22 protein-coding genes and 1 pseudogene are annotated in these 24,084 nt (G+C 70.9%); 16 read left to right on the top strand and 7 right to left on the bottom strand.

Translation table 11 applies throughout. The features are described 5' to 3' along the window. Positions 1-10: 10 nt before the first annotated feature. The 6 genes and pseudogenes from rpsK (at position 11) to AB0C38_RS21380 (ending at position 4,235) form a co-directional block, all read left to right on the top strand. The gene (rpsK, locus tag AB0C38_RS21355) at positions 11-418 is read left to right on the top strand and encodes a 30S ribosomal protein S11 (protein ID WP_004558885.1); all 408 of its coding nucleotides are present in this window, start codon (positions 11-13) and stop codon (positions 416-418) included. Positions 419-441: 23 nt separating this feature from the next. Beyond that, positions 442-1,047: a 30S ribosomal protein S4 gene (gene rpsD, locus AB0C38_RS21360; RefSeq protein ID WP_284745404.1), complete on the top strand. Its 606-nt coding sequence runs from the start codon at positions 442-444 to the stop codon at positions 1,045-1,047. A gap of 92 nt (positions 1,048-1,139) precedes the next feature. Next, positions 1,140-2,210: a DNA-directed RNA polymerase subunit alpha gene (locus tag AB0C38_RS21365; protein WP_004558887.1), complete on the top strand. Its 1,071-nt coding sequence runs from the start codon at positions 1,140-1,142 to the stop codon at positions 2,208-2,210. Positions 2,211-2,254: 44 nt separating this feature from the next. Then, positions 2,255-2,668 (top strand): annotated as a pseudogene (gene rplQ, locus AB0C38_RS21370) (50S ribosomal protein L17); the annotation flags it as partial. A gap of 326 nt (positions 2,669-2,994) precedes the next feature. Beyond that, positions 2,995-3,846, top strand: coding sequence for a tRNA pseudouridine(38-40) synthase TruA (gene truA / locus AB0C38_RS21375; protein WP_360676189.1), 852 nt, complete (start codon positions 2,995-2,997; stop codon positions 3,844-3,846). A 41-nt stretch (positions 3,847-3,887) separates the two neighbouring features. Continuing rightward, complete coding sequence (locus AB0C38_RS21380) at positions 3,888-4,235, top strand: DUF6355 family natural product biosynthesis protein (protein WP_360675826.1); 348 nt, start codon at positions 3,888-3,890, stop codon at positions 4,233-4,235. Between the two features lie 77 nt (positions 4,236-4,312). On the opposite strand, the gene AB0C38_RS21385 is transcribed toward AB0C38_RS21380, so the two are convergent. Genes AB0C38_RS21385 through AB0C38_RS21395 form a run of 3 tightly spaced genes read right to left on the bottom strand, consistent with a single transcriptional unit; the run spans position 4,313 to position 6,584 of the window. Continuing rightward, positions 4,313-5,032, bottom strand: a complete 720-nt coding sequence (locus tag AB0C38_RS21385) for a hypothetical protein (protein ID WP_284745407.1) — start codon at positions 5,030-5,032, stop codon at positions 4,313-4,315. Beyond that, the gene (gene eccE, locus AB0C38_RS21390) at positions 5,029-6,264 is read right to left on the bottom strand and encodes a type VII secretion protein EccE (protein WP_360675828.1); all 1,236 of its coding nucleotides are present in this window, start codon (positions 6,262-6,264) and stop codon (positions 5,029-5,031) included. Before eccE ends, AB0C38_RS21385 begins: the two co-directional genes overlap by 4 nt. Continuing rightward, positions 6,228-6,584, bottom strand: coding sequence for a hypothetical protein (locus AB0C38_RS21395; RefSeq protein WP_360675831.1), 357 nt, complete (start codon positions 6,582-6,584; stop codon positions 6,228-6,230). Before AB0C38_RS21395 ends, eccE begins: the two co-directional genes overlap by 37 nt. Before the next feature lie 250 nt (positions 6,585-6,834). Here AB0C38_RS21395 and eccB point away from each other — a divergent pair, with 250 nt between their 5' ends. The 3 genes from eccB to AB0C38_RS21410 all read left to right on the top strand — a co-directional run bounded on the left by eccB (position 6,835) and on the right by AB0C38_RS21410 (position 9,984). Continuing rightward, on the top strand, positions 6,835-8,475 hold the full coding sequence (gene eccB / locus AB0C38_RS21400; protein WP_360675833.1) for a type VII secretion protein EccB: 1,641 nt from the start codon (positions 6,835-6,837) through the stop codon (positions 8,473-8,475). A gap of 67 nt (positions 8,476-8,542) precedes the next feature. Continuing rightward, entirely contained in the window at positions 8,543-8,860 is a 318-nt protein-coding gene (locus AB0C38_RS21405; protein ID WP_360675835.1) for a hypothetical protein, read from the top strand. Next, positions 8,860-9,984 (top strand): WXG100 family type VII secretion target, encoded by a 1,125-nt coding sequence (locus tag AB0C38_RS21410; protein ID WP_360675838.1) that lies wholly within the window; start codon positions 8,860-8,862, stop codon positions 9,982-9,984. The genes AB0C38_RS21405 and AB0C38_RS21410 overlap by 1 nt, the downstream gene beginning before the upstream one ends. A gap of 31 nt (positions 9,985-10,015) precedes the next feature. Here AB0C38_RS21410 and AB0C38_RS21415 read toward each other — a convergent pair whose 3' ends face one another. Then, entirely contained in the window at positions 10,016-11,647 is a 1,632-nt protein-coding gene (locus tag AB0C38_RS21415) for a S8 family serine peptidase (protein ID WP_360675841.1), read from the bottom strand. Positions 11,648-11,667: 20 nt separating this feature from the next. Then, positions 11,668-13,032 carry a type VII secretion integral membrane protein EccD gene (eccD, locus tag AB0C38_RS21420; RefSeq protein ID WP_360675844.1) on the bottom strand — a complete coding sequence of 455 codons (1,365 nt, stop codon included), beginning with the start codon at positions 13,030-13,032 and terminating at the stop codon, positions 11,668-11,670. Between the two features lie 314 nt (positions 13,033-13,346). Here eccD and eccCa point away from each other — a divergent pair, with 314 nt between their 5' ends. From eccCa to AB0C38_RS21445, 5 genes are all read left to right on the top strand, one after another. Continuing rightward, positions 13,347-17,363, top strand: coding sequence for a type VII secretion protein EccCa (eccCa, locus tag AB0C38_RS21425; protein WP_360675847.1), 4,017 nt, complete (start codon positions 13,347-13,349; stop codon positions 17,361-17,363). 103 nt (positions 17,364-17,466) lie between these two features. Beyond that, the gene (locus AB0C38_RS21430) at positions 17,467-19,497 is read left to right on the top strand and encodes a type VII secretion-associated protein (protein ID WP_360675850.1); all 2,031 of its coding nucleotides are present in this window, start codon (positions 17,467-17,469) and stop codon (positions 19,495-19,497) included. 16 nt (positions 19,498-19,513) lie between these two features. Continuing rightward, positions 19,514-19,870, top strand: a complete 357-nt coding sequence (locus AB0C38_RS21435; protein WP_360675852.1) for a hypothetical protein — start codon at positions 19,514-19,516, stop codon at positions 19,868-19,870. Between the two features lie 256 nt (positions 19,871-20,126). Then, positions 20,127-20,453 carry a WXG100 family type VII secretion target gene (locus AB0C38_RS21440; RefSeq protein ID WP_360675854.1) on the top strand — a complete coding sequence of 109 codons (327 nt, stop codon included), beginning with the start codon at positions 20,127-20,129 and terminating at the stop codon, positions 20,451-20,453. 60 nt (positions 20,454-20,513) lie between these two features. After that, complete coding sequence (locus AB0C38_RS21445; protein ID WP_360675857.1) at positions 20,514-20,807, top strand: WXG100 family type VII secretion target; 294 nt, start codon at positions 20,514-20,516, stop codon at positions 20,805-20,807. A 79-nt stretch (positions 20,808-20,886) separates the two neighbouring features. Here the strand turns inward: AB0C38_RS21445 and AB0C38_RS21450 are convergent, their stop codons facing one another. Together AB0C38_RS21450 and AB0C38_RS21455 are read right to left on the bottom strand one after the other, a co-directional pair. Then, on the bottom strand, positions 20,887-21,603 hold the full coding sequence (locus tag AB0C38_RS21450) for a DUF4333 domain-containing protein (protein ID WP_360675859.1): 717 nt from the start codon (positions 21,601-21,603) through the stop codon (positions 20,887-20,889). A 29-nt stretch (positions 21,604-21,632) separates the two neighbouring features. Further along, the gene (locus tag AB0C38_RS21455; protein ID WP_360675862.1) at positions 21,633-22,526 is read right to left on the bottom strand and encodes a hypothetical protein; all 894 of its coding nucleotides are present in this window, start codon (positions 22,524-22,526) and stop codon (positions 21,633-21,635) included. A 264-nt stretch (positions 22,527-22,790) separates the two neighbouring features. Here AB0C38_RS21455 and rplM point away from each other — a divergent pair, with 264 nt between their 5' ends. Together rplM and rpsI are read left to right on the top strand one after the other, a co-directional pair. Then, positions 22,791-23,243 (top strand): 50S ribosomal protein L13, encoded by a 453-nt coding sequence (rplM, locus tag AB0C38_RS21460; protein ID WP_360675864.1) that lies wholly within the window; start codon positions 22,791-22,793, stop codon positions 23,241-23,243. Between the two features lie 14 nt (positions 23,244-23,257). Next, entirely contained in the window at positions 23,258-23,881 is a 624-nt protein-coding gene (gene rpsI / locus AB0C38_RS21465; protein WP_360675867.1) for a 30S ribosomal protein S9, read from the top strand. The last annotated feature ends 203 nt before the right edge of the window (positions 23,882-24,084 follow it).

Consider the following 24,084-nt stretch of genomic DNA (forward strand, 5'->3'; position numbering starts at 1 on the left):
CCCTCAGAACATGCCACCGAAGTCTCGTACCGCGGCGGGGGCCAAGAAGGTCCGCCGCAAGGAAAAGAAGAATGTCGCGCACGGCCACGCGCACATCAAAAGCACCTTCAACAACACCATCGTCTCGATCACGGACCCGACCGGTGCCGTGATCGCGTGGGCGTCGAGTGGGCACGTGGGCTTCAAGGGCTCGCGCAAGTCCACCCCGTTCGCCGCGCAGATGGCCGCCGAGAACGCTGCCCGCAAGGCTGCCGAGCACGGCATGAAGAAGGTCGACGTCTTCGTGAAGGGCCCGGGTTCGGGCCGCGAGACGGCGATCCGCTCGCTGCAGGCAGCCGGCCTCGAGGTCGGCACCATCCAGGACGTGACCCCGCAGCCTCACAACGGCTGCCGCCCGCCCAAGCGGCGCCGGGTCTGAGGAACGGGGAGGAGTAAGAAGAAATGGCTCGTTACACCGGCCCCGCGACGCGTATTTCGCGTCGCCTCAAGGTTGACCTCATCGGCGGCGACCAGGCTTTCGAGCGTCGCCCCTACCCGCCGGGCCAGCACGGCCGCGGGCGCATCAAGGAGTCCGAGTACCTCCTGCAGTCGCAGGAGAAGCAGAAGGCTCGCTACACCTACGGCGTTCTCGAGCGTCAGTTCGTCCGGTACTACAAGGAAGCCGTCCGGCGTCCCGGTAAGACCGGTGAGAACCTGCTGCAGATCCTCGAGTCCCGCCTGGACAACGTGATCTACCGCGCCGGCATCGCCCGCACCCGCCGTCAGGCGCGTCAGCTGGTGAGCCACGGCCACTTCCTGGTCAACGGCGTCAAGGTCAACGTCCCGTCCTACCAGGTCTCGAAGTGGGACATCATCGACGTGCGGCCGAAGTCGTTCACGATGCTGCCCCTGGTCGTGGCCAAGGAGTCCTACGGCGACCGCCCGATCCCGGCGTGGCTGCAGGTCGTCCAGTCCAACCTCCGCGTGCTGGTCCACCAGCTGCCGGAGCGTGCGCAGATCGACGTTCCGGTTCAGGAACAGCTGATCGTCGAGCTCTACTCGAAGTAATCGAGTTACGGCGGTGGCGCCTCCGGGCGCCACCGCCGCGCCATCCCTTCGACGTCATATGGCGGGCGTCGTCTGGAAAGGAATTAGGAAGAATGCTGATTTCCCAGCGGCCGGCTCTCGGCGAAGAGACGGTCAACGAGACCCGCTCCCGGTTCACCATCGAACCGCTGGAGCCCGGCTTCGGTTACACCCTCGGCAACTCGCTGCGGCGCACGCTGCTGTCGTCCATCCCGGGCGCGGCCGTGACGAGCATCCGCATCGACGGCGTGCTGCACGAGTTCACCACCGTCCCGGGGGTGAAGGAAGACGTCACCGACATCATCCTGAACCTCAAGGAGCTCGTGGTGTCCTCGGAAGAGGACGAGCCGGTCACCATGTACCTGCGCAAGCAGGGCCCCGGTGAGGTCACCGCCGCTGACATCGTGCCCCCGGCCGGCGTCACCGTGCACAACCCGGACCTGCACATCGCGTCGCTGAACGGCAAGGGCAAGCTCGAGATCGAGCTCGTCGTCGAGCGCGGCCGCGGTTACGTTCCGGCCCTGCAGAACAAGCAGGCGGGCGCGGAGATCGGCCGGATCCCGGTCGACTCGATCTACTCGCCGGTGCTGAAGGTGACGTACAAGGTCGAGGCCACCCGTGTCGAGCAGCGCACCGACTTCGACAAGCTGATCCTGGACGTCGAGACCAAGCCGTCGATCACGCCGCGCGACGCGGTCGCGTCGGCCGGCAAGACGCTGGTGGAGCTGTTCGGTCTCGCCCGCGAGCTGAACGTCGACGCCGAGGGCATCGAGATCGGCCCGTCGCCGCAGGAAGCGGACACCATCGCTGCCTACGCGATGCCGATCGAGGACCTGGACCTCACCGTCCGGTCGTACAACTGCCTCAAGCGCGAAGGTATCCACACGGTGGGCGAGCTGGTCTCGCGTTCCGAGGCGGACCTGCTCGACATCCGCAACTTCGGCGCCAAGTCGATCGACGAGGTCAAGCTCAAGCTCGTCGGCCTCGGCCTCGCGCTGAAGGACAGCCCGCCCGGGTTCGACCCGACCGCGGCTGCCGCCAGCTACGACGGTGAAGGCTGGTCGGAGGGTGTCGGTGGCATCGCCGACGGGATTTCGGACGGCCACGACGATGGCCAGGACTACGCAGAGACCGAGCAGCTCTAGGGCTCTGTGCCTGGACGCTGCGAGCTGAACTAGTAGGAGAACCAATGCCCACCCCTACCAAGGGAGCCCGGCTCGGCGGGTCGTCCGCGCACGAGCGGCTGATCCTGGCCAACTTGGCCACGCAGCTGTTCGAGCACGGCAAGATCACGACGACCGAGGCGAAGGCGAAGCGGGTCCGTCCGCTGGCCGAGAAGCTGATCACGAAGGCGAAGCGGGGCGACCTGCACAACCGTCGTCAGGTTCAGCGCGTCGTCCGGGACAAGGACGTCGTCCACAAGCTGTTCGCCGAGATCGGTCCGCACTTCGCGGAGCGCCCCGGTGGCTACACCCGCATCACCAAGACGATGGCCCGCAAGGGCGACAACGCCAAGATGGCCGTCATCGAGCTGGTGAACGAGAAGACCGTGACGAGCGAGGCCGAGCGCGCGCGCAAGACCAAGTTCGCCAAGGACGAGAAGCCGGCCGCCGTCGAGGCAGCCCCGGCCGCTGAGGAAGCCGCTTCGGAGGCTCCTTACGGTGAGGGCAGCCACGCCGCGCTCGAGGACGGGACGCAGCCCGAGGGCTTCCCGATCAAGGGCAACGACGAGTCGAAGTACTACCACACCGAGGAAAGCCCGTACTACGAGCAGACCAAGGCCGAGGTGTGGTTCGCCTCCGCCGAGGCTGCCGAAGCCGCGGGCTTCTCGCTGCCGCCGTCGCAGCAGGACGACGAGTCCTGACGACGGAATCCGTTCCGGACGAGCCCGCCACTCCCCCTGGGGAGGGCGGGCTCGTCCGTCTGCGTCTGGACGTCTCCTACGACGGCACGGACTTCTCGGGCTGGGCCCGCCAGCCGGAGCGCCGCACGGTGCAGGCCCTTCTGGAAGAGGCCTTGCAGCGCCAGCCGCCGGGGGCGTTGGTGCCGAAGTCCGTGGTGGTCGCGGGCCGCACGGACGCCGGGGTGCACGCGACCGGCCAGGTCGTGCACGTCGACGTCGTACCGCTCGATCCCGGCGCCGTGGGCCGCATCCCGGTCTCGGCCGAGGGTATCCCGGACCTGACCCGCATGGCCGGCCGCTGGAACCGTCTCCTGCCCGGCGACGTCCGGGTGCTGGGTGCCCGGGTCGCCCCCGAAGGGTTCGACGCCCGGTTCTCCGCGGTGCGGCGGCACTACCGCTACCGCGTCTCGGACGCCCCGTGGGGCGTGGACCCGTTGCGCCGCCACGACACGCTGGCGTGGAACCGTCCACTGTCGACGGACGCGATGAACGCGGCGGCGACGTCCCTGCTGGGCCTGCAGGACTTCGCGGCGTACTGCAAGCAACGCGACACGGGCACGACGATCCGCGAGCTGCAGCGCCTGGAGTGGCGGCGGGTGGACGAGCACCTGCTCGAGGTCGAGGTCTCGGCGGACGCGTTCTGCCACTCGATGGTCCGCAGCCTGGTCGGCGCGTTGCTGCTGGTGGGCGACGGCCGGCGAGGGCGTGACTGGCCTTCGGAAGTGCTGGCAAGTGGGGCCCGCGACAGCGCGGTGGCGCCCGCGCACGGCCTCACGTTGACGGCCGTGGACTACCCGCCGGACGCCGAGCTGGCGGCCCGGGCGGAGCAGACGAGGAACGTCCGCACGTCACCCGGACAAGATCAACAGATCAGGTGAAGGCGGCGAGTGCGCCGCCGGGAATGTGGCATGTTCGAGGCATGTCGACAAGTCTTCGTCGTATCACCGCGGGAATCGTGGCCGTCTTCGGCGCCGCCGTGATGGTCCCCGCCGCGGCCACCGCGGCGCCGATCCCGTTTCCCTGCGGGTACAGCTCGCAGGGCATGGACGCGCACTACCGGCACTGCGTCAACAGCTTCGCCCTGATCCACGTGGACTGGGACAACGGCAGCCACTACACCGACTGTTACGGCCCCTGGGACGAGCAAACGCTCTGGCACGACGGCACCCACCGCCAGGTCAACGCCTACTTCGTGAACACGCCGCCGAGGCTGCTGAAGAACGCCTCCGGCAACTGGATCTGCAGCGCGTCCCAGCCGGACGCCTAGAAAGCCGTGAGGGGCACCTTCAGGGACTTGTAGTCCCTGAAGGTGCCCCTCACGGCGTTGCCAGGAGCGGGTAGACCTCAGTCGCCGCGGCGGACCGGGCCGAGGAGCTGCTGCTCCTTGCCCGTCGTCACCAGGCGCAGCGGCCGCCACAGGTTGCGGCCCAGGGCCACCACCTGGTCGTCCTTCAGCATCGTCAGCTGGCGCATCATCTGCGGCGGCAGGTTCCAGATGCGGCCCGCCAGCTCGGCTTGACCGGCCGGGAGACGCTGCATCAGCACCAGGTCCGCCGCGTTCGCCGTCACGCCCGCCTGGGGGTGCAGGTACGGCAGCACGTACACCGTCGTCTGCCACGGCGACCGCGGCGGGAACAGGTCCTGCGGGGTCGGGCCGCCGTCGGTCACGACCAGCAGCGGCGCGTCCTCCGACGGCCGCGGCAGCTCGACCGGCGACAACCGCCTGATCTGCACCAGCGGCGACGGACGGCCGTCGCGGCTGCCGGCCGCCCGGGACAGCACCTGCCACTCGGTCGGGCGCCCGGTCGCGACCACGACCCACGCCCCGACCGCCATCGCGCGCATCGCCACCTGGCGGGCCAGGTACAGCCCGCCCACCAGCACGATGCGGGTCGGCGTCGAGCGCAGCGCCGAGATCGTCAGCGGCTCGCCCTTCAGGCCCGAGCCGAGCACGATGCCGCCGCGGTCGCCCGAGGGGCTGACCGCGTCGAGCATCGCGGGGTCGACGGTGAACTCCGGCGCCACACCGGTGTTCTGCCCGGCATCGCGGACACGGGAGCTCATGCGGTTCCTCCGATCGGCAGCGTCGCGGCGAACGCGGAGACCTGCAGCCCGCGCAGGGGCGTCAGGTTCACGTCCAGCCGCTCGGCCAGTCCCTGCAGCCGCTGGTCGGCGGCTTCGAGCTCACGCGGGTTGCGCGCACTCAGCCGGACCACGCCGCGCAGCCCGATCTTGCCCTCGTCGGACGCCGGGGAAATCGACATCGCCAGCGTCGCCGACAGCGCGCGGACGCTCGTCAGCGCGTCGAGGCTGCCGGCGATCTTGCCCTTCGGCCAGCCGGTGATCGCGTAGCTCGCGTGGCCGATGCCGGCCGCGGTCACGCCGGACCACCGCTCCTGCAGCGTCACCTTGCTCGGCGAGCCGGCGACGGACGTGAGCTCCGCGGCGGAAATACTCGCGCGCAGCAGCTCGTCCGGGTCGAGCGGCCGCGTCGGCACGCCCTGCGACTCCAACGCGTTGCGCACCCGCGAAAGCGCGCCGATCAGCGCGCGGTGGGCGCCGACGACGCCGCCGCCGCGCTCCCGGATCGCCGCCGGGCACCGCTTCGGGTCCAGCCGGATCGCGACCCACGTCGTCCGCCGCGCCGCCGCGGGCAGCGGCCCGAGCACCTCCATGTAGGAGCTCAGCGCGGGCGAATCCGCCGGCAGCGCCGCGCTGCCCGGGTAGCAGTGCCAGATCATCTGGATCGAGTCGAGGATCACGCCGCGGTCCTCGAGGCACGGCGCGAGCGCCGACAGCGGCAGGCTGGGCGCGCCACCGGCCTGGGTGATCAGTGCCGGCGCCGGCTCGACGAGCAGCACCGCCGTCCAGGTGCCGTCGTTCCAGGCGAGCCCGACCTGCTGGCGTTCGTGGTCGACGCCGTGCGCGACCACGAGGTCCGGCACGGCGACGCGCAGCAGGTTCACGCGGGCGTCGTCCGGGCCGGTGACGGTGGTCTCTTCGGCGGCCAGCTCCTCGACCGTGCTCGGCGGCAGCGGCTCCGCGATGCGGTCGTGGTTGCGGAAGGAGTAGCGCATCGTCAGCCCGATCCACTGGGTGAACCAGCGGCCGCGCCAGCGCAGCAGCGCGACGATGAGGGCGAAACCGACGACGCCGATCGCGACGTACTTCATCGACATGTTGATGGCCAGCAGCACGAGCCCGATCGCGAGGCCGACCTCGAGCACGACGAGGTTCGCCACGGGGAGCGGGCCGAGGTTCACGCCCGAGGACCGGCGCCGCGCGGGGGGCGCCATCCGCACCGGGCTGGGCGGCGGAGTGGAGGGGCCGCTGTCGTCGGGTCCCTGGGGCCCACCGGGGCCGCCACCGCCGGGGCCACCGGGACCACCAGGTCCACCGGGACCGCCGCCACCGGGACCGCCAGGTCCGCCGGGGCCACCAGGTCCACCCGGGCCAGGCCCACCGGGGCGTCCGCCGGGGCCACCAGGTCCGCCGGGACCGGGGCCGGGACCACCAGGACCGCGCGGGGGCATCCCGGGGCCGCCGGGGCCACCACCGGGTCCGCCGGGAACGCCACCCGGTCCACCCGGAACGGCTCCCGGACCACCTGGGCCACCGGGTCTCCCCGGCCGCGGCGGCGGGCCGGGCGGGCGGCCGGAAGGCGGGGGCCCGGGCGGGCCAGGCGGACGTGGAGGAGTGGTGACGGACATCCGCGCTTTCTCTTCCCCTCGTGCTTGCTGCGTACCCGGAAGCCGGGTCCCGGGGGATCCGACCCTAGCCGGAGTTGGTAGAAACCCCACACCAGACGGTCCCCGTACGGCTATCCTGCGGAACCGTACCGCGACGGGGAGAGCTGTAGGTCGAGAATGCCATCAACACCCACGACTAAGTCTCAGGTTCAGGCGTACAAGTTCGTCCTGCGCCGGATGCAGTCGGCGCTGGTCCGGCGCGACGCCGTGATGTTGCACGACCCGATGCGCACCCACACGAGGGCCACGATCGTGGGAGTGGTGCTGGGCGCTCTCGGCATGATCGTGTTCGTCGTCTGGGGGCTGCTCAGCCCGGCCCCGTCGGTCCCGGAGGCCGGCGGCATCGTGATCGGCGAGCAGTCCGGCACGGTCTACGTGGTGATGGGGAACCCGAAGATGCTCGTCCCGACGTTCAACTTGGCGTCGGCGCGGCTTCTCCTGCTGGCCCAGTCGAAGCAGCCGAGCACGGGCGACAACCCCGGCGCCGCGCCGGCGGCCGCCCCGGCCGCGGCGAGCACCGCGGCTGTGAAGAATCCCACGGTCGTTTCCGACGACCAGCTGAAGGACATTCCGCGCGGAAAGCTGACCGGAATTCCGGACGGGCCGCAGCTGATCCCGACGGATTCCCAGCGGATCACCCCCAATTGGGCGGTGTGCGACCAGGTTCTGCTGGACCCGACGCAGCCGAACCCGGACATCGGCAAGACCGAGACCTCCGTCTTCGGCGGCGTCGCCCCGAGCAGCCTCGGCACCGAGCTGGGTGAGAAGGAAGCGCTCCTGGCCGCGGCGGACAACGGCAAGACGTACCTGATCTACCGCCTGCCGAGCACGCAGAACCGCCCGAACGCCAACACCGTCCGCGCCGAGATCGACACCAGTGACTCGCACAACTCGGTCTCGACCGCCCTGCAGCTGCTGAACCAGCGGCCGCGGAAGATCACCCAGGGCCTGCTGAACGCGATCCCCGAGGTCCCGCGCCTGACCCCGCCGCAGATCCCGGACGGCGCGGCCCCGGCCGACCTCGACGGGCTGGCGTCGGGCGACGTCTTCTCCACCCAGCCCACCGGTGAGCAGCCGCAGTACTGGGCCATCACCACGACCGGCATCCAGCAGGTGTCCCAGGCGGTCGCCGACGTCATGCGCGTGGCGAAGCACGGCAGCGCGAGCGAGCTGCGGACCCTCGGGCTCGACAAGCTGTCCGGCATCCGCGTGCTGCGGTTCGGCGACCCCGACTACATCGCGGTCGACGAGTTCCCGCGGACGGTCCCGACGATCCTCGACGCGACGAAGAACTCGGCGGTCGCCTGCCTCGGCTGGTCCGTGGTCGGCGACGGCACCAACCGCGACGGCCACACCTCGGTCTACATCGACACCCAGCTGCCGGGCCAGAACAGCCACGGCCCGAAGTTCGCCACGACCAAGGTGACCACGCCGGGCCCGAACCGCGTGCCGATCAACGGTTTCTACCTCCAGCCCGGCTTCGGCGCGGTGGTCCAGTCCGCGACCGGCCAGGCCAGCTTCGGCAAGGGTGCGATCCAGCTGATCTCCGACCGCGGCATCCGGTACAGCGTCCCGGACGCCGCGACCGCCGACGCGATCGGCTTGAACAACCGGCAGCCCGCGCCCGAGTCGATCATCGGCCTGCTGCCGACCGGCGCTTCGCTGAACACCCAGGACGTGCTCAAGCAGTTCGACTCGGTGCCGATCGACCCGAATGCCGGCGCGTTCCCGAGCCAGACCCCGCAGGCGGGCGGCTGAGGCGGAACCATCGGGCGGCGGCGGACGTCACACGCTCGAAGGATCTTCTGGTGAGCGGAGAGGTGCCATGGCCGGCTTGCGGATGGACGGCGTGGTCGTCGCCGAGTACGCCCGGACGGCCGAGGAGGCCGCTGACGACCTGAACGCGGCGGCGGCCGACGTCTGCGGCGAGGGGGTCTCCGGCGAGTCCTACGGCGCGCTGGGGGCGCAGATCGGGCTCGGTGAGTCCTACGGGCGCGCGGCCGGCGCGCTGCGGCGTCAGCTGACCGACGGCGCCGAGGCGCTGAAGTCGGCCGCGGAAGCGCTGCGGCACGTGACGGTCCGCCACAGCGAGCAGGACGCGGAGGCCGCGGAGCTGATCGAGCGCGCGGGCCGGGTCGAATGATGTTCGCCGAACCGGAAGGCTCCACGGAGTCCATCGCGCACCCGCTCGCCAAGCCGGCCGCCGCGGTGCCCGCCGTTCCCGCGGTGGCCTTCGGGGCGGACGCGGAAGGCGACGAGATCGCCGCGACGGCCGAGCCGTACCTGGCGTACCTCACCGACGTTTCGCACCAGCTCGGGCTGATCGATCCCGTCGAGACGTACTTCCGCCCGCTGATCGGCCGCTGGGGCGACCTCGGCGCCGAAGCCGGACGGCTGCGCCAGGCGGCCGGTGCCGCGGCCGAGGTGTCCGCGCGGCTCGACGACCGGCTCGGCCGCCTCGACGCCGGCTGGGAAGGCCGTGACGCCGACGCGTTCGTCGCGTACATGCGGGAGATCGGCTCCGCGGGCGGCGACCTCCAGGAGGCGCTCACCGTCCTCGCCGGCGCGCTCGACGAGCTGGTGACCACCCTCCGCCACGTCGTCGTCGACCTCGCCGAAGTGCTGGTCGACGCCGCGGACCTGATCTCCGAAACGATGTCGCTGCCGAGCGGCGGCACCAAACGGGCGCGTGTGCAGCTGCGGGAGACGCAGGACTCGGCGAAGGCGCTGTACGAGACCGCGCGGGACGTCCTCGAAGCGTTCGACCGGCTTTGCGACGGTGTGGACGATCCCGACGCGACCGCCCGGAGCATCGAGATCGCGCACCGGTACCCGGAGGAGCGGTTCCGGCTGCAGGCAACGGAATCCGGCGCTGCTGCCGTCTCGGGTGAAGCTACGGCCCCGGCGTCGGCCGGTTCGGACGAGGTGATGACACCCTCGTCAGCGAGCGGAGACCCGGCGGAGCCGAAGCAGACCGGCGCGGGCACGCCACCGGAGGGAGCGGCAGCTTCGGCCGCTCAGCCCGCTGTCCCGGATCAGCCGGACACGGCGAACAACGCGACGTCGGGCATGCCGATGATGCCGATGATGGGCTTCGGGTCCTTCGGCGGAGGCGGCGGCCAAGGCCGGCGCCAGCCGAAGACGCGCTCGACGACGTCGCCGTCGGAGCTGCTGGGGGAGCCGGGCCTGGTGGCCCCGCCGGTGATCGGTGAGGACGAGAACGCGGCGCAGCAGCAGAAGAAACCCTCGGCGCCACCGGCGAAGTGAGGCGGTTCCCCGGCCCGCGGGCCGGGGAACGTCAACGCCGGGAAGCCGTTTCCTCGGGCCGGTTGCGGCGGATCGTGCGCATCACGAACAGCGTGATCAGCAGCGCCACGATGCCGCCGCCCGTGCCGGCCAGTGCCACGATCATCGGGGTCGAGTTGTGGTCGTTCGCCGGCGGAAGCTGGGCCAGCTGCGGGGACGGGATCGGGGCCTGGTTCCCCAGCTCCGACGGCAGGCTCTGGGTCAGCGCGGCCACCGGGTCGATGACGCCGTAGCCGACGAAGTTGTCCCGTCCGCCCGGAGCCGCCGGGTGCTGGGCGGTCTCCTTGATCCGGTTGATGATGCCCCGCCCGCTGAGCTGGGGGAACTTCGCCTTGACCAGGGCGGCCAGGCCCGCCACGTACGGCGCGGCGAAGCTCGTCCCCTGGATCGCGCTGGCCTTGTCGCCGCTTTCGAACGTCAGGTTCGCCAGGCTGTTGGAGCCTTCGGCGGGGTCGAGCGAGATGATCTGCGTTCCCGGCGCCGCGACGCCGACCCACGGGCCGTGGACGCTGAACGGGGCCACGCTGCCGTACTCGTCGATCGCGCCCACGGACAGCACGTCGTCGGCGAACCACGGCGGCGTCACGATCGTCTTGGGCTTCTTGGCGTCCGGCTGGTCGTTCTGCGGGCAGGTGTCCGTCGCGTTGCCGGCCGCGGCGACGATCACGATGCCCGCCTCCGCCGCGTAGTGCACGGCGGCCTGGACCTGCTGCTCGCCTTCGGTGATGTTGCCGTCGGCGGTGCGGCAGTTGTCGACCGACATGTTGATGACGTCGGCTTCCTTGCGGTCGGCGATGCCGCGGATGATCTCGGCCAGCGTCTTCAGCGTGCCCGCCGTGCCGGCCTTCTCCAGCTGGCGTCCGCCGTTGGACTGCCCGGGAGATGTCTGGTCGCCGTCACCGGAGCCGGTACCGCCACCACCGCTGCCGGTCGGCGGGAGCGAAGACTCCGACCCGGTGGGCGGGGTGGTGCTCGACGACGGCGTGCCCCCGGCGGTGTTGCTCGCCGGCGGCGTCGACGTCGAGGTGTCGGGCTCGTAGTTCTCGCTCAGCTGGCGGTAGGACACGATCGTCGCGTCCGGGGCGACGCCGATGAACCCGACCTCCGGGTTGTCCGGCTTGCCGGCGATGATGCCGGCCACCTCGGTGCCGTGGCCGTCGCAGTCCTCGAGCCCGTCCGGCTGGCCGTTCGTCGGCTTCGCGACGTACTCGCCGCCGCTTTGGAGGTTGCGCAGCCACGGGTGGCGCGTCACGCCGGTGTCGACCACGGCCACCTTGACGCCGCCGCCGGCGCTGCCGCCGGTGGCCCCCTTGACGATCTCCTGCGCCTTCGAGATCTGCAGGTACTCCTGGCCCCACGGACGGTTCTTGAGCACGATGTTCTGGCCGAGCGTGCTGCGCTGGACGCACGCCTTGCTCGGCTTGTACTTCTTGTCCGGCTGGCGCGAATCCGGGATCAGCTTGCCCATGTCCACCGGCGGCGGCGTCGCGAAGTAGCCGTTGGCCGGCGCCGTCTGCGCCCAGACCGGCAGCGCGACGGCCAGGGAGGACAGGATGCCGATCGTGCCGGCCAGCACCGCGGTCGTGGTCCGCCGGGTGGGGCCGAAACGCCGTCCTACTGCCATCCGAGATTCACCCGATCCGGTCACTTGAAGTTCAGGTGCCGCAGGGTGGTGTACAGGTCCATCACACCCAGGGCGAGCGGGAGCACGGACGCGATGCAGAGCGCCTCGATGATCTCCACCGTGCGCCGCAGCGGCGGCGAGAAGCGCTGGTTCGGGAAGATCACGCCGACCACGAGCGCGCCCGCGGCCAGCAGGATCAGGATGCCGAAGACGTAGAGCAGGCGGTTCTGCGCGCTCGCCGAAACCAGCCAGCCGATCGCGATCCCGGTCGCCGAGACGAGGCCCGTGGTGAGCAGGGCGACCGCCTGGCTGCCGTTCGCGTACGCGCGGGCGCGCAGGAGAAGAACGAGCGTCGCGACGACGCCCAGGATGATCCCGAACGTGCCGGGCCCGGAGGCGGCGATGATCGCGGACACCGCGACCGTGACGCCGCAGCCGACCATCAGGCCGGTCATGTAGTTGTGCGCGATCGCCGTGCGGCGCTCGATCGCCCGGTAGTCCGGGAAACCGGAGTCTTCCTTGAGCTCCTCCGCGCTGCCCGGGACGTGCGGCAGCGGCAGCTTCGCGAGCCAGATCGTGGCGCGCGGCAGGATCGAGATGCAGGCGAGGGCGACAGCCACCGTGCCGGCCGCGATGCCGGCCGCCGGGTGCGCGACGAGCGTGCCGAACAGGAACGCCAGCGCCCCGAAGGTGCCCGCGGTCGCGGCGGCGATGAACGTCGTGATGCCGGCGCCGATGACCATGATGCAGACGGAGGCGACGATGATCACGAGGACCGCGCCGAGCAGCAGGTTCGCCCGCAGCGACAACCCCGGCACGATGTAGAAGCCGCTGACGAACGCCAGCGGCAGGCCGCCGGCCGCGGCGACCAGCACCCCGGTCGCTTCCGCCTGGTAGGCCTTGGCGAGCGTCGCGCCGACCGCGACGCACGCGATCGCGCCGATGCCACCGGCGATGGCCGCGCCGAGCGCGCTGCCGCCGTAGAACGACCCGCTCATGAACAGCGCGATGGCGGCGGCGACCAGCGCCAGCCCGCCCGCGACGTGCCCGAAGCGGTTCGCCGTCTCCTTGGTCCAGGGACGGAAGCTGTCGGGGGAGGACTCCGCGATGGCGTCGACGACGTCGTCGTACAGCGGCGGCGGCGGGTTCTCGTTGCGCTTGCGCAGCTGCAGGAGCTCACCGTCGACGACGCCGAGCGAGGCCAGCGTGCGGCTCGGGTCGAGCGGGGCGTCGCCGAGCTTCGCCAGCGCCCAGCCGCCGTGGCGGGCCCCGCCGTCCGGCGAGGACTCCTTGGCCATGTCCAGCAGCATCGGCAGGAGATCGGCCACCGCGACATCGGCGGGCAGCGCCACGTCGATCCGGGTAGAGGGCGCGACGACCGTCACCCTGCTGAAAACTGTCGTGCCCGTAGCCACTGCACTGCCCCCGCTCTGATGAGACTGCTCCCGGGGGAACTTATACCGGACCGGGGTGCCGACATCATCGAACGTCCGAAATTCACCGTCATCCGCTGGTCGGCGGCCGGAGCCCGGGATTACTGTCGGTGGCGGGCCCTACACTCGTCAGGCGAGGTCAGGGTGGGCAGGCGGGCGGTTCCGGCATCCGCCGGAAATCTTCCGCGGCGTTCGATAGGTTGTTCCGCGCACCTTGCGCACTAAACGGTGGCCGCCATCGTCGAGTTTGAATGAGGGGTCCTTCGATGAGCACGCTGCAGTTCAAGAAGTCGCCGCGGCTGGCGGCACCGCGTCCGCCGGGCGGTGAGGTGCACCTCGAGCCGCCGCCCGAGGTGCCGCGCGTCATCCCCGGCAACATCGTCATGAAGGCGCTTCCGGTCGTCATGATCGTCGCGTCGCTCGGGATGATGGTCTTCATGTTCCAGGCCAGCAACCGGAACCCGATGATGATGGCCATGGGCGGCATGATGGTCGTCGGCACGCTCGGGATGATGGCCGGCGGTGGCGGCAAGGGCGGCGGCGCCAAGCGCGCCGAGATGGACGAAGACCGCAAGGACTACCTCCGCTACCTGGGCCAGATGCGCGACCGCGCCCGCGAGGCGATGGTCGACCAGCGGGCCGCGCTCGAGTGGGTGCACCCCGACCCCCAGTCGCTGTGGCCGCTGGCCGGCAGCCGCCGCATGTGGGAGCGCCGGCAGAACGACCAGGACTTCCTGCACCTGCGCGTCGGGCGCAGCTCGCACCGCCTCGCGACGCGGCTGGTCCCGCCGCAGACCGGGCCGGTCGACGAGCTGGAGCCGATCGCCACCCTCGCGCTGCGCCGGTTCGTGCGCGCGCACTCGATCGTGCCGGACCTGCCCACCCAGATCACCCTGCGCGGGTTCGCCGCGGTGAGCATGCAGGGCGACCGCACGCTGACCCGCGGCCTGACCCGCGCGATGCTCGCGCAGATGGTCAGCTTCCACAGCCCCGACGACGTGCTGATCGCGGTCGCCACCGCGGGCCGGGCGAAGGAGGAGTGGGAGTGGGCGAAGTGGCTCCCGCACGCCCAGCACCCGACGCTCGCCGACGGCATCGGCCAGCTGCGGATGATGGCCGGTTCGCTGGCCCAGATCGAGAACTGGCTCGACGAAGAGCTGCGTGACCGCCAGCGGTTCTCCCGCAACGCCACGCCGGCCCCGGACCAGCCGCACGTCGTGATCATCATCGACGACGCCGAGGTCACCCGCGAAGAGCAGATCATCCTCGAAGAGGGCTTGGTCGGCGTCACGCTGGTCGACCTGTCGGACTCCATCGGCAACCTCGCCGCCCGCCGCGGGCTGCGGCTGGTCGTGGAGGCCGACAGGCTGGGCGCGCGCAGTGCCGGTGGCGTCGAATGGTTCGGCCGGCCGGACACCCTGAGCCTGGTCGAGACCGAGTCGCTGGCCCGCCTGATCTCGCCGTACCGCGTCGGTGGCGGTGCCGGGCAGGAGGTCGGCGACGAAGAGCCACTGCTGTCCAACCCGTCGCTGCTGGAGCTGCTCGGCATCCCGGGCGACCCGATGACGTTCGACGTGCAGCAGGCGTGGCGCCCCCGCCCGATCCGCGACCGCTACCGCGTGCCGTTCGGCGTCGGCGAGTACGGCCAGCCGGTCGAGCTGGACATCAAGGAAGCCGCCGCCGAGGGGATGGGCCCGCACGGCCTGTGCATCGGCGCCACCGGTTCCGGCAAGTCGGAGTTCCTGCGCACGCTGGTGCTGGGCATGCTCGCCACGCACTCGTCGAGCACGCTCAACTTCGTCCTCGTCGACTTCAAGGGTGGCGCGACCTTCCTGGGCCTGGACAAGGCGCCGCACGTCTCCGCGGTCATCACCAACCTCGCGGACGAGGTCACGCTGGTCGACCGCATGAAGGACGCGCTGGCCGGCGAGATGAACCGCCGGCAGGAAGCGCTGAAGAACGGCGGTAACTTCAAGAACGTCTGGGAGTACGAGAAAGCCCGTGAGAACGGCGCCGACCTCGACCCGCTGCCCGCGCTGTTCATCGTCTGTGACGAGTTCTCCGAACTGCTCGCGGCGAAGCCGGACTTCATCGACCTGTTCGTCGCGATCGGCCGGCTGGGCCGGTCGCTGCAGATGCACATGCTGCTCGCGTCGCAGCGCCTGGAAGAGGGCAAGCTGCGCGGCCTCGACTCGCACCTGTCGTACCGCATCGGCCTGAAGACGTTCTCCGCGGCGGAGTCCCGCGCCGCGATCGGCGTGCCGGACGCGTTCGAGCTGCCCTCGGTCCCCGGTGGCGGGTACCTCAAGTTCGACACCTCCACGCTGGTCCGGTTCAAGGCGTCCTACGTCTCGGGCCCGTACCGGCCGGCCGGCATCCAGGCCGCGGGCCCGGCGGCGACCGTGGTCCGCGCGGACAAGCGGCCGCAGCTGTTCGTCCCGGACTTCATCGAGCTGCCGAAGGAGCCGGAGCCGCAGGAGATCGAGGCGGCGCCGAAGGTCGAAGAGCGCCAGCAGCCCGAAGAAGCGGTCGAACCCAGCGAGCTGGACGTCATCGTCTCGCGGCTGATCGGGCAGGGCCCGCCGGCGCACGAGGTGTGGCTGCCGCCGCTGAAGGACCCGAACTCGCTCGACACGCTGCTGCCGAACCTGAACCCGACCGACGACCGCGGCCTGTCCCCGGTGGGCTTCTTCGGCAACGGGCGCCTGCAGGTCCCGCTGGGCATCGTCGACCGGCCCTACGAGCAGCGCCGCGACCCGTTGTGGGCGGACTTCTCCGGTGCGGCCGGGCACGGTGTGATCGTCGGTGGTCCGCAGGCGGGCAAGTCGACGATGCTGCGGACGCTGATCATGTCGATGGCGCTGACGCACACGCCGGAAGAGGCGCAGTTCTACTGCCTCGACCTCGGTGGTGGCACCTTGGCGGGGCTGGCCGACCTGCCGCACGTCGGTGGCGTGGCCGTGGCCCGGCGCGAGCCGGACAAGGCCCGCCGGATCGTGGCCGAGCTGACCACCCTGCTCACCGAGCGGGAAGGCCGCTTCGGCGCGATGGGCATCGACTCGATGACCGAGTTCCGCAACCGCAAGCGCCGCGGTGAGATCCGGCCGGACCAGGACCCGTTCGGCGACGCTTTCCTGATCGTCGACAACTGGCGGGCCCTGCGGGACGACTTCGAAGAGCTCGAGGGCACGATCACCCGGCTCGCCACCCAGGGTCTGTCCTACGGCGTGCACGTCGTCATCGCCGCCAACCGGTGGGCCGACATCCGCCCGGCGATCAAGGACATGATCGGCACCCGGTTCGAGCTGCGCCTCGGTGACCCGACCGAGTCCGACATCGACCGCCGCGTCGCGGTCAACATCCCGGCCGGGCGGCCGGGCCGCGGCCTGACCCGCGAAAAGCTGCACATGCTCGGCGGCCTCCCGCGGATCGACGGCTCCAGCGACCCGGAGACGATCGCGTCCGGCGTGGCCGACGCCGTGGCGAAGATCAAGGGCGCCTGGCGTGGCCGCGCCGCACCGCAGGTCCGCCTGCTGCCGGACATGATCAGCTACGAGGACGTGCTGAAGCTCGACCAGCACCGCGACTCCAAGCTGATCCCGATCGGCGTCAACGAAGAGGACCTGCAGCCGATCTACCTCGACTTCAACGCCGAGCCGCACTTCTACGCGTTCGCGGACGGCGAGTCGGGCAAGACGAACCTGCTGCGCCAGATCGCCCGCGGTATCTCCGAGCGGTTCACCTCCAAGGAGGCGCTGATCCTGCTGGTCGACTACCGGCGCACAATGCTCGGTTTCGTCCAGGGCGACTCGCTGCTCGGGTACGCGGTGTCGGCGGCGCAGCTGGAGAGCATGGTCAGCGACGTCTTCAACTCGATGACGCGGCGCCTGCCGGGCCCGGACGTCACGCAGGAGCAGCTGAAGACGCGGTCGTGGTGGAAGGGGCCGGAGCTGTTCGTCCTGGTCGACGACTACGACCTGGTGGCCACCTCGTCGAACAACCCGCTGCGGAAGATCTCGGACTTCCTGCCGCAGGCCAAGGACGTCGGCCTGCACCTGGTGGTCGTCCGCCGCACCGGTGGTGCCAGCAAGGCGATGTACGACCCGATCATCGGCAAGCTCAAGGAGATCGCGGCGCCGGGCATGGTCATGAACGGCTCGCGGGAAGAGGGTGCGCTGGTCGGCACCATCAAGGCCAGCGCGATGCCGCCGGGCCGGGGCAACCTGCTGACCCGCAAGGCCGGCAAGCAGCTCGTCCAGGTGTCGTGGATCCAGCCCGACTGAGCACGGCGGTGGGGCGCACCCGACGAAGGGGTAGGTTCCTCCCCGAGGGTGCGCCCCGTCGGCCGGGCGCGGGGGAACGCGACAAGTACTGCGGGAGTTGCTGGTGACGGTCCGGGTTGCGGTGGACTTCGGGACGTCGAGCACCTGCGTCGTCGCCTCGGTGAACGGCCGCGAGCCGCAGGTCGTGGTGATCGACGGCCAGCCGCTGATGTCCTCGGCGGTGTTCGCGGCGGCGGACGGCACGCTCTTCGTCGGCCAGGAGGCCGAGCGGCAGGCGGCCGTCGACCCGTCGCGGTACGAACCGAACCCGAAGCGCCGGATCGACGAGGGCGAGCTGCTGCTCGGCGACAGCGTCCTGCGCGTCACCGACGTCGTGCACGCCGTGCTGGGCCGCGCGGTCGCCGAAGCGCGCCGCCTCGCCGGCGAGGCCGAGGTCGACCTGCTGGTGCTGACCCACCCCGCGGACTGGGGCGCCATCCGCACCCGGCTGCTGCGGCAGGCGGCCGGTGGGCTGGCGCGCGAGGTCGCGCTGGTGCCCGAGCCGGTCGCGGCGGCGGTCTACCACGCGGCGACGTTCGCGCCGCAGGACGTGACGAACGACCGCACCGTCGAGTTCAGCGGCCGCCCCGGCGACGCGCTGGCGGTGCTGGACCTCGGCGGCGGCACGGTCGACGTGAGCGTGGTCCGGCGGCTGCCGCCGGACACCGCGCGCGACCGCGCCGGCCGTCCGCAGCGCGGCGGCTTCCAGGTGCTCGCCACCCGGGGCGACCCGGCCTTCGGCGGCGCGGACATCGACCAGGCGCTGCTGGAGCACGTCGGCTCGCTCGTGGCCGGGGCGGACCAGGACGCGTGGCGCCAGCTCGTCGAAGGGCGTGAGCTGGTCGACCGGCGCCGCCGCCGCGTGCTGCGCCAGGACGTGCGGGGAGCCAAGGAAACGCTGTCGCGGCACGCCTACACCGACGTGCCGATGCCGCCGCCGTTCGCCGACGCGCACGTGACGCGCGAAGACCTGGAACGGCTGATCACGGCGCCGCTGGGGCGCGCGGTGGAGCTGACGGTCGCGTCGATCGGCGACGCCGGCCTGCGGCCGAAGCAGCTCACGGCGATCTTCCTGGTCGGCGGGTCGAGCCGGATCCCGATGATCTCGCGGCTGGTGCACGAACGCACCGGCGTCGTGCCGACGAGCCTCGACCAGCCCGAGACGGTGGTCGCGCGCGGCGCGCTGCGGGCGGTGCTGGTCGACCCGGACCGCACGGGCGCGCTGCCCGGCGAGGCGATGGCCCGGCTGGGCGCGGTGCCGGGAGGTGCCCTCAACCCGGCGGCGCAGCGCACGGAGGTCGTCCGCCCCGGCGACGTCGCCCCGCGCCCCGGTGACGCGGGCCAGCGGCCGGTACCGCCGCGCACGCCGTCCTCCGGGCCGGTTCCGGCCGCCGCCAACGGGTTCCCGAACCGCGCGGCCCCGCCGCCGTCCCCGCCCCACGGGCAGCCGGTGGCCCGGCCGCCGTGGACCCCGCCCGCCGGCCAGTCCGCCCCACCGGGCAACCGCCCCGGCGGGGCCACCGCGTCGCCGGAGAAGAAGCCCGGCCGGGGGAAGCTCTGGGGGATCGTCGCCGGCGCCGTGGTCGTCGTGGCCGCGCTGGTCGTCACCGGGATCGTCGTGTTCGGCGACTCCGGCGGCCAGGCCGAGACGGGCCGGACGCTTTCGCAGTACGACTTCAAGTTCGTCTCGCCCGAGGACTGGGTCCAGACCGACGACCGGGTCGCCCAGCGCCAGGTCGTCATCCACCCGCTGGAGTCCCGCGACGGCAACGACCTCCTGGTCGCCCAGGAGTTCGTCATGGACTACGACGCGACGGCGGAGCCGCAGAAGCTGGTGGACTTCCTCAAGGGCGGCGTGGACGGCGATACCGAGCACTACAGCTCCTTCAACCCGAGCCTGTCGTACGCGGGCAAGACCGTGATCGGTTACCACGAGATCAAGAAGGACCGCCCCGACCTCCAGGTCGACTGGTACGTCGTGGCGAAGGGCCGGATCCGGGTCCACGTCGGCTGCCAGTACGCCACGGCGCAGCTGCGCGACCGGGTCGCCGCCGCCTGCACGCAGGCCGTGCGCACGGTCGAGATCCTCAACTGAGAGAGGAGGGCACGCGGTGCCGTCCGAAGAGTTCGAAAGCGCCGCGTCGGCCTTCCGGCGCGCCGGTGAAGACGCGGTGACGCACGCCCGGCGCGTCGCCGGGAACGCGAAAGCGCGCAGCCGGCGCCACCACAGCGAAAACGTCGAACTGCTGAAGCGCAGCGGCCGCGGCGCGAAGTCCGGCGACCCGACCCCCGGCACGCTGCGCGCCGCCGCCGAACGGTTCCGCCGTGCGCGCGGTTTGCCGGTCCCGGCGGTTCCGGATCCGGCCGATTCGGTTCCTTCGCGTTCGCAATCCTCCGCTCGTGCCCCTCGAACGGGTGACGAGGATGAAGACTTTTCCCAGATGCGAATCATGAAACGCGACAGCTGAGTTCCGGTCGGTGATCGCTGTGCGTGTGCTAACCACGCTGGTGGAGAACACTTTTTCGGGTGACGCGTCGCCGTCTCGGGGCACTTTCGGAATACGCGCGGCGATCGGTTCCCGGCGCGAGCGTTCACGCAAGCAACTACTTGCCGGCAAAGCACGACACGGGGGAACCGGACGTGGCAATGTCTGCGTCGTAGGGCCGTACGAACGAACAAGCTTGGTACGGCCAACCACCACTCTTCAGAAGGGGGTCACCGGTATGTCCGCCGGACAGGGATTCCAGGGAACAGTCGAGCAGTTCACCCAGGCCGAGGAGCGTGTCACCGAGGTGCGCGCCGGCATGGACCACAACCTCGTGCAGCTGCGCGACCGCATCGAAGCCACCCGCGCCGGCTGGCAGGGTATGGCGCAGAAGGCGTTCGACAACGTCATGCGCCGCTTCGACGACGACGCTCGCCAGATGAACCAGGCGCTGCAGCGCATCGGTGACCTGCTTCGCGAAGCCGGTTCGAAGTACGAGAAGTCCGAGCAGCAGCAGCAGGAGATCCTGGCCGCCGTCAACAAGGGCTTCGACGCGCTCGGCTGATCGCCATCCTGACCTTTTCTTCCACTCACTCAAACTTTCTCAGCACAGAAGGAGCGCACCATGCCCAGTGACGCCGGCATTGTCGTCAATTACGCCACGATCCAGCTGGCCGCGGACGACTGCAACTCCACCGGTGGCGAGCTTCAGCAGGCGTTCGACCGCCTGAAGGACGACCTCAAGCCGCTGGTCACCACCTGGACCGGTTCGGCGAAGGAGCAGTACGACCAGGCCCAGCGCACCTGGGACGCCAAGTTCGAGGACCTCAAGCAGGTTCTGGCGCAGATCGCCGCCGCCCTGCCGGAGATCGCCAACGGCTACCAGGCGACGGACAACGCCGTCGAAGGCCTGTTCTGATCCGCTAGCCCCGGGAACCACGGCGGGCCCGCACTCCGGTGCGGGGCCCGCCGTTTTCGTTTGGAGCGTAAGGAAAAACTCAGTGCGGCGCGCCGACCTCGTACTCGGGCCGGTCGTTGAGCACCCGCACGGTCACCTTCTTGTCCTGCTCGCCGATCTTCACCGTGCAGTCGAACGTCGTGCCGTTCTCGGCGGCTTCGTTCGACGGGCACTGCGCGTTCTTCACGTCCGGCTCGCCGTAGTTCTCGTTGAGGACCTTGACCACACCGTCCTCAAGGGACTGTTGCTCGAGCACGTTCCCGCGGAACGCGCCCAGGAGCCACGCGGCCCCGCCGCCGACGACGAGCACCAGGACGACGGCGCCGGCGATCAGCAACGGCTTCTTCGACTTCGGCTTCTTCCCGGGCTCGGCGGCGAACGCGCCGAGACCGCCGTACTGCGTCGGCTGGAACCCGCCGCCGTACTGCTGGTGCTGGGGAGGCTGCGCCGGCCAGCCACCACCGGGCGTACCCGGCTGCTGCGGCGTCGGCTGGGACGGCGGCTGCCACGGGCCCGGATTCGGCTGCCCCGGCTGCCACGGCCCCGAGAACGACCCGCTCGTGCCGGGCGGCGGCCCCGGGTTCCACTGGCCGGTGTAGGCCCCGGAGACCGCACCCGGTTCGGCGTTCTGCTGCCACTGCCCGGCGTGCGGGCCGGTCGCCTGCTGGTCCGGTTGCCACCCGGTCGGGGCGCCGGGCGGGTTCGCCGGCGGCTGCCACCACTGCGGCTGCTGCTGCGGGTCGGGCGGCTGGGTCATCGGAGCTCACCTCGGGTCGTGGCCACGGTTCAGCTGCCCTGCGCTTCGCCGAGCCGGCGGTAGAAGTCGTCCATCGCCGCCCGGTCGGGCAGCACTGTGATCTGCGACGCGTCCGGCAGCTTCGGCATGTCCTGCAGGCTGGCCTTGCCGGTGAACCGGAAGTCGTACTTGAGCTCGAGCTGGTGGCCGTCGCCGGAGAACTTGGCGTCCATCACGAACGAGGCCAGGCTGCCGTCCGGGTTCAGCGTGATCGTGGTCGGCACCGCGGCCTTCTTCAGCTCGGGCCCGACCTGGTCGACGATGCTCTGCGGCAGGATCTCGACCCGGTTCTTGACGAAGATCTCGAACGGCACGTTGACCGTCAGCGCGGTCTTCCCGTCGCCGAGGCTCTTGGCCCCGCGGACCGCGCGCTTGTCGGCCTTGTAGGCGTCCACGGTCGAGTCCGCCATCCGGCACGGGGTCAGCACCCCGCCCCAGGCGCACGGCAGGATCAGGCCGGCCTCCGGCTTCGGCATCGACACCCACGCCGTCGGCGAGACGCCCTTCTGGACGTACATCGGGCCGAGGTAGGTGTACTCGACCGCGCCGGTGGCCGGCGTGTACGTGTCGATGATCTCGTCGGGGTTCTTCTGCGACCGGTGCCGCACCGCCCGGTTCTCCGGGCTGCCGGTGCGGGCCGACGTCACGGTGCTGTGGACCCACTTGTCGTCGAACTTGAAGTACGCGTCCAGCGAGTTGGTGACGTCGCGCGTGTCGGTGATGGCATCGCCGAGCTTGCCGATGACCTGCTCGAACTTGCCGCCGACGTAGTCCGCCGCGTCGTCGCCCTTGGGCAGCGCGGTCCCGGCCTTGGCCGTGCCGCACGCGCTGACCAGTGCCAGGACGGCAGCCAGGACGAAGATCGCCGTCGGTCGTTTGCTCATCGCCGTCCCCTGCTCGACTGGGCCGCCAAGATCGGTCGCCCGGATCGTCTCATCCTCGCGTGTCGGGGCGGCGAGTGCAGGCACTTCGGCGGGAAAACCGGGTACAGTCACCGCGGGCCGGGACTGTTCCGGCCCCTGGACCCACCCCCGATGCGTGGTCGCGGTGGACGTGGGGGTATCTTCATATGTCGTTGTGCGTTGCGGCGCATCAGCGCGCTAGGCCCGCACAGAACCCACACGCAATGTTGACGACGAGGTAGACCCTTGCCCACGTACAGCCCCAAGCCCGGCGACGTCACTCGTGCCTGGCACGTGATCGACGCCGAGGATGTCGTGCTCGGCCGGCTCGCGACCGAGGTCGCCACGCTGCTGCGCGGCAAGCACAAGCCGACCTTCGCCCCGCACGTGGACACCGGTGACTTCGTCATCATCGTCAACGCCGAGAAGGTCGCGCTCACCGGAAACAAGCGCGAGCAGAAGTTCGCGTACCGGCACAGCGGTTACCCGGGCGGTCTGCGGAAGCGCTCGTTCGGCGAGCTGCTCGACACGAAGCCCGAACACCTTCTCGAGAAGGTCGTCAAGGGCATGCTGCCGAAGAACAAGCTCGGCCGCGCCCAGGCGAAGAAGCTGAAGGTCTACGCCGGCCCGCAGCACCCGCACACCGCGCAGCAGCCGCAGGTGCGCGAGATCACCAAGATCGCGCAGGTCGCGCAGTGAGTGAGGAACAGTCTGTGAGCAGCACCGAGCCCGAGACCGCCGAGGTCACGACCGAGGCGACCGAGACCGGCGCCGTCGAGACCAGCGAGCCCCCCGCCGTCGCCGCCGAGGAGACCCCGGCCGAGACGACCGAGACCCCGGCGGAGACGACCGAAACGCCGGTCGCCACCAGCGAGACCCCGGTTGCGACCAGCGAGACCCCGGTCGCCACGAGCGAGTCGGCCACCGCGCCGCGCCCGTCGCGTGCCGCCGGCGGCAACGCGCAGACCGTCGGCCGCCGCAAGGAAGCCGTCGTCCGCGTGCGTGTCGTCCCGGGCACCGGTGAGTTCAAGCTCAACGGCCGCACCCTCGAGGAGTACTTCCCGAACAAGGTGCACCAGCAGCTCATCAAGGACCCGCTGGTCCTGGTCGAGAAGCCGGACGCGTTCGACATCTTCGCCAACCTGCACGGTGGCGGCGTTTCGGGTCAGGCCGGCGCGCTGCGCCTGGCGATCGCCCGTGCGCTCATCGAGGTCGACGCCGACGACCGCCCGGCCCTCAAGAAGGCCGGCTTCCTCACCCGTGACGCGCGCGCCACGGAGCGGAAGAAGTACGGCCTCAAGAAGGCCCGTAAGGCCCCGCAGTACAGCAAGCGCTGATCGCGCCTCTGGCGCAACCCACCGGAGCGCCCATCCGTCCATCGGATGGGCGCTTCGGCGTTTTTACGGTTCGGCCGTGACTGTGGCCGGATCGGTGACGCACGAGCACTGTGTCGTTTCCGGGGTCCGGAGCGACATCCAGGGGTAGCGCGGCCCGCGAGGGTCGCTACGTTGTCGTGGTTGGTTGCGCTGTCGTAACCGCC

The organism is Amycolatopsis sp. NPDC048633, from assembly GCF_040650695.1.
GTDB lineage: Bacteria > Actinomycetota > Actinomycetes > Mycobacteriales > Pseudonocardiaceae > Amycolatopsis.